The sequence below is a fragment of the Nocardia sp. NPDC004573 genome, from assembly GCF_053602135.1.
This window is the reverse complement of the sequence record NZ_JBSGDA010000017.1, coordinates 162,383-168,382: the sequence shown is the minus strand read 5'-3', so window position 1 is coordinate 168,382 and position 6,000 is coordinate 162,383. Positions and strand designations below refer to the sequence as shown.

Below are 6,000 nucleotides of genomic sequence, written 5' to 3'. Positions count from 1 at the left end.
GCCGGCACAACTGAAGACTGAAACCACCAATCCAACCGGCCAGGTGGTCCAGATTGAACTGCCGTCAGATGGTCCGGATTGGCGTTCCGTTGACACGCTCGGGATCAGGCAGTGCACGCTCACCACCCGCCCGGGCTCGCGGACTTCGAGCACCACTGCGTCGGCAACGAACGTGTACGGACCTCGAGTCAGCGGGGGTGCGGAACGCCCGACTTGGGCGTCCAGATCGCTGAGACCCGGCCTGAAGGTCCTGGGTTATCCGAGGATTCAGCTCTTATTTACCCGCCACTCTGCCAGAGATGGCCTGTCGTTGCACTACTGAGGCGCGGATACGCTCGAACGCACTTCGGCTCCATACCGATGGGTCCGGAGCTGCGTTGGCTCCGGGTGGGCCCCATCATCGGTGTGGCGAATTCTGCACAAATAGTGCGCGCCTTGCCGTGACGCTGTGGCGAGGTGAAGTTCCCCCACTGCTGGATTCTTCGAATCGGCTGTCGAGGCGTGTCCGGATACTCCCAGCCAGAGGGTTCCAACTCTCGGGGCCGCTGCCCATTTTGCGCAGACCGGGCGAGGGGCCACGACTTCGGCTGGGTTCGACGACACCGGGCAACACGGCGACGTCGCCCGGATCGGTGGTACCGAGGGTCGAAGGGGCATCGGCTCGTCGCTGCGGGCTCAACGCCGAATGTGCGCACGGTGGCCTATCGCTGCCGAGCGTTTTCAAACCTGCCGTGGTGGTCCAACCGGTGGTGGGCCGGCGGGCGGTGCAGCACTCACCGTCGGAGGAGGTGGTGCCACAGCTTGGGGGCCGACGGTGTCGGGACCTGCATCCAAACCTGTCGGATGAAAGTAGTCGGTGAAATGGCCGTACTTCTCGGTCAGCGGCGGATTGTCGGCATCGAAGGGAACGAGTAGGCCATTGTCGAGGACGTTCAGTCCGTTCTCGTTCTTGACGATCAGCGCGCTGTGTTTTTCCCACTGCACGACATCGCCCGTCCTCAACAGGGCGAAATCCTCATGCTCGACCGTCTCCCACGGATGGCGTTCCGGTATCGACTCGCCCGCTGTTCCGGCGTACGCGCTTGCGGCATTCATGGCGGTGTTCTGCGTCTGCCGCTGCAAAGCCTCCGCGACCGGCTGCGACACCTGCACGGTCGAGTCGCCGATCCGGTAGTCCACCATTGAGCCCGGTGTCGTCACTGGCGGTGGAGTGCTCGCGTTCGCGGGCGACGTCACGCCCGGCGGGGTTGGCGGTGCCGCAGGATTGGCAGTGGTGCCGGGCTCGACGGTAGCAGCAGCGGCTCTGCGCTGCCGTTCCCCTTCCTCACGCCGTTCCCGATCCCTCTCGTAGGCTCTCTCATCGCTGGGTAGTTGATTCCCTTGATTCATCATCCCACTCAAGGCGTTCATCATCGCCATTTGCCCCAGCGCATTCGCGCCACTGTCACCGGCGCCGGCGGGTGGGGAGGAAGCGGCAGGCATGCCGCTTCCCATCAGCGCCGCCGCGGGGAAGGCGGAAGGAGCAGAACCGAGGCTCGACGGGAAACCGCTACCATTCCCGTCCAAGCCAGCGCTCGTCAACAGGTCTGAAGTGCTCGCCGCCCCGCCGAGTAGATCGTCGTACGTCGAGCTGAAGTCCTCGTTCTGGAAGTCGCCTGGCGGGGTGGAAGGGCCGGGCGTCGGGTATGGGTAGCCGCCGTTTCCGGTGCCACTGTCGTTCGCTCTCTGGTACTTGGGTTTTTTGTCGATCTTCGCAGCTAGTTCCTGGAATTCCTTGACCGCTTGCGCGTACGTCTTCTCCCATTTCTCTACCGCCGTTTCGATCCATCTGACGTAGTATCGCCGTTCGGCTTCTGGGGTCAAGAAGTATTTTCCGAATCCGTCGGTGTTCTGTTCTTTGTTTTTCTCGTAGACGGTGATCTGCACTTCAGAATTCGGTGGCCCGCCGGAGCCTTGGGTGAATTTGTCGCCGTCATATGTGAGATCCTCGGGCCCGTCTTGCAAGTATCCGTTGAGCTCGTCGATGATTTTAGTGAGGGTTTTGAAGGTTTGGGAGTTTGTCGCTGCGGAGTCGTAGGTGGTGTCGGCGACATCCTTCTGCGTGCTGTGGTACTCGGCCTGTTGCTTTTCCAGCGACTCCTTCAGTTTCTTGTGTGCGCTTCTCAGTTCTGACCAGCCTTCCGCTGTCGTGACCCGCGCGCTATCGAGCTCATCGATGAAGTCGGGGGCGGCCTTGGGTTTACCGCAACCGAGTGTGTCGATGTTGCACTGCATGGTGAGTTCGACGCTTTCGATCAGCAATCGCAGTGCCTCGTGGGCACCTTTGGGTTCGTACAGGTCCACTTTATATGCATGCTTTTTGCCGTCTGTGGACTTCTCGAAACCGTAATCCTCGAATTTCTTCTCTTCGGCCGCAATCTCTGCCGCCTTCTTGGCCTTGACGTAAGCTGTCGGATCGCCACCCTCAAGTGCTCGGAGGATGTCAGTATATTTCGGATCGTTCTTGAGATCGCCGGCATCCTGAGCGAGCTGTTTCCTTAAGTCGAAATCTCTTAACGATGAATGGCTGTAGAGCCTGTCGAATGCCTCTTTGAACTCGGTCGAATTCAATCCGGCCAGAGCATCCAACGCGTTCTTGGGTTCGTCGTCCCGGAAACCTAGGCCACCCCTCAACGAGAAATCCATGTCGTCCCAGATTCGATCTACGACATCGTCTACTCTGCTCATCGGGTTCTCCTTGGTCGCCCAAATTGTCGGCCGGTACGAGTTCGTTCTTATCGCTGATCAGGGAGTTCTATCAATCGCGATCGAACGGAAATTCGTTACCTCAAGCTGCTACAGGTGCTCGCCGCGGGAAGTGCGAACGCCTTGTTATTTCGGATGGATCGCATCGTGCGGTGCCTGTTGATCGCGCTTACTCAGACCGGGCGCAAGTCCACCCGGCTAGCGGAGTGAGGAGAACGCTGTCAGGCAACCTCCGGTAACCGCGCTCACGTGGTACGGGAGAGTCTTGACGAATGCTCGAATGTGACGGCAACTCACGTTACAAGGGCGAACACCTCGTAGTGATCTGGGAATGCCAAGCGAGCTCGTTGACGGGCACTGATCCATGTCGTGGCGGACCGCTTCGTTGAGGGAACCGACGGCCAGGTTGGCGCCGATTCGAGAACCATCGGATATTTGCGTCTATCCGGTATTCGTAGCCCGTCGCACCAGTGCGGCGGATGTTCGAGCTCCTGGCGCGGGTTCGCTGTACCGCCCATCTCGAATGTGCTTCCACTCGCTGATGCCTCACGACGCTTCCATCTGTGGGTCCGAATGAGCGTCGCCGGAAGCGGCAGCAAGCCGAATGCACCCGCAGTGGCGACTGCAGGTGTCAGCAAGGGGCGTTTCATTATTCGTTCCTCCGGAGGTCTTCCGCATCGCAACTACACAGTGGTCATGGATGCGATGGTCCTACGCCACGGAGACTGACGCTATGGGGGAATTGCCTACGCTCGAGCCCATTCCAGGCGACCTCGGCCTCGCGGAGGTTGCCGGCACGAGCCAGGCGCTCGCATCGGACTCCTGACATCTCCGCGGTCGAGTGGATCCGATTGGGCTGCTCGACCTGCTTGCGGGCCGCTCACGTGCACTGACACTCTGCTGGAATCGGCCAGGATCGGCCTGCGCTACATGATCGTTCGGATTACTGGCGATGGTTGCGCCACAATGTAGGGTATCACCCCATGGTTGAGAATCTACCGGAGTGGGAGAGTCGAATTCCGTCAGTGTAGACCATCCTGGAGGAAGAAGTGTTGAATCCCCGATACATTCTGGGCCGGAGTGGACTGGAGTTACTCTCGTGCGGCTTCCGGGATTGGTCTTCTTCGGCGCACTGCCGTGACCCTGACTGCCGCATGGTACGGGACCACATCGACGCTATCTGCGCTGCCTCGATGTGATCAATGCAGTGATTTCGGAATCCGTTGGCGGTGTGGTGATAATCGACGGATTTCTGTATGAGTGAAAAGAATTTTGATCCCGGGCACGGGTGGGATGCGGAGTTCAAGACGGCTCGTTTCATCGATAAGCGATGATGTTTGTGTCGTGATCGGCTCCGGCCGCCATCGCGCGGGAGTTGGGAAGCTCTGGACCTGTGTCAAAGGGTGCGAAATGCAATGGGCGAAACAAGCGGAACTGTTGAATGACTTCGAGTCCTGGGTAAGACTCATCGACTGGGCCGCGCATGCTGAAAACGAGGTCGAGCGGGAGAATCCGGCACTTCGCGCGGAGGAGCTGGCGCGAAAGTGGCGATCTGTCGCTGCGGAGGACTGGAACGCTCTGTGTGACCAGCATGAGCAATGGTGTGCGTGGGTGGCGGCGAAGGGTACGCGCGACCCGCGCACACCCTGCCGCCGTGTGGGTTGGATCGGGTGGAGTCAACTCAGCGCATGACAAGTCGAGGCCACTGGATTGGCGGCGGTGTGGGCGTGATCAAGTGGTTTCCGCTCGTCGGTGCGTCGCACGCCTGCATCCCCGCTGCTCCGCCGGCCGCGCCGAAATTCGGATCGTGCCCCCGACCCAGAGGGACGCCGATCTCCCCTGGCCCTATCGACGCTCCAGCCGTACGGTAAGCGCTCGGGCAGGCTCTAGAGTTATCAACGCAAGAGGCTCGATCACGGAATTGGACGTCGGGTACAGGCGGTAGCGTTGCATGATCATGGCAATCACGAGTTGAATCTCGACCATGGCGAAGTTGTTGCCGATGCATAGTCGAGGACCGGCGCCGAACGGTAGGTAACCGGGCCTGTCTCGCCTCTTGCAGTCTTCGTCGGCGAAGCGGTCCGGGTCGAAGCGGTCGGGCTCATCCCAGAACCGACGGTGGCGGTGCACGAAGTATGCACTCCAGAAGACCGTGGTACCGGCGGGAATTCGGTAGCCGTCGATCTCGTCGTCTTCCGCAGCTTGGCGGTACTGCTGCCAGCCGGGCGGGTACAGCCGCAGCGTTTCCTCCACGACGCGACGAGTGTAGGTCAGATTCGGCAGGTCGCTGATGGTGGGCGGGCGGTCACCCAGGACGCGGTCGACTTCCTCGCGTAGTCGTCCTTCGACCGAAGGATCGCGGACTATCAGGTACCACGCCCAAGTGAGCGTGCTGGCGGTGGTCTCATGTCCAGCGAACAGCAAGGTGAAGACTTCGTCTCGGAGCTGTTTGTCGTGCATCCCTTCCCCGGTATCGTGGTCCCGGGCAGACATCATGCTCGATAGCAGTGTGCCGCGGTTGTCGGTGCTATCGCGGTTCTTATGGATGATGTCGAAGGTGATTTCGTCGAGCACCCGTAAGGCGTTGTGGAATCGTCGGTGCCCCCGTGTCGGCACGTTGAGTGGGAGCAACGGAAATCGCATGTAGGCGGTCAGCTCGCGGGTCGACGTTGCCATCGCGGCCATGTAGCGATGGATAGTCGTGTTCTGCGGCTCTGTACCGAACAACGCGCGAATGAGAATCTGCAGCGTGAGCTGTTGCATCTCCGCGCGCACGTCGACAGTGGTTTTTGTTTCGTGTTTGTGCTCCCACCGTTCGAGCATTTCCTCGATGGCTTCAGTCATCAGCGTGCTCAGCTCGGTCATGCGGTCGCGGTGGAAGGCGGGTTGAAGGAGTCGGCGCTGTACCAGCCAACCAGGTCTGGCCGCCGTGACGAGACCGTTTCCGAACATGTTGCGGGCCATGGTGAAAACCGGGCCGTGTCGATCGTAATTGTGGTGGTTGTCTTTGAGGATATGCTGGACGTAGTCCGGATGGTTGAGCACAATCACCGGCGCTCGAAGTAGGTTGAGAAAGCTGATATCGCCGTACTTCTCGATGACTTCGGATAATACGCTCAACGGCGAACGCTGAAATGCGAAGGTTGTTTTTATGACGCCCTGCGGACCAGGTGGTTGGTAACGTTGATCGGGCATGCGCTTTCCGACTCCGATCGATTGGAGAGTTGGGTCGATTCGATCGTCGCAAGCGGTATG

The 6,000-nt window shown here is 60.0% G+C and carries 2 protein-coding genes; both read right to left on the bottom strand.

Annotated features, from left to right (window positions below; genetic code table 11):
* Nucleotides 1-720 precede the first annotated feature (720 nt).
* Nucleotides 721-2,727, bottom strand: a complete 2,007-nt coding sequence (locus tag ACWEKR_RS24785; RefSeq protein WP_452356493.1) for a hypothetical protein — start codon at nt 2,725-2,727, stop codon at nt 721-723.
* A gap of 1,863 nt (nt 2,728-4,590) precedes the next feature.
* Nucleotides 4,591-5,940 (bottom strand): cytochrome P450, encoded by a 1,350-nt coding sequence (locus ACWEKR_RS24780; RefSeq protein WP_452356492.1) that lies wholly within the window; start codon nt 5,938-5,940, stop codon nt 4,591-4,593.
* Nucleotides 5,941-6,000 lie beyond the last annotated feature (60 nt).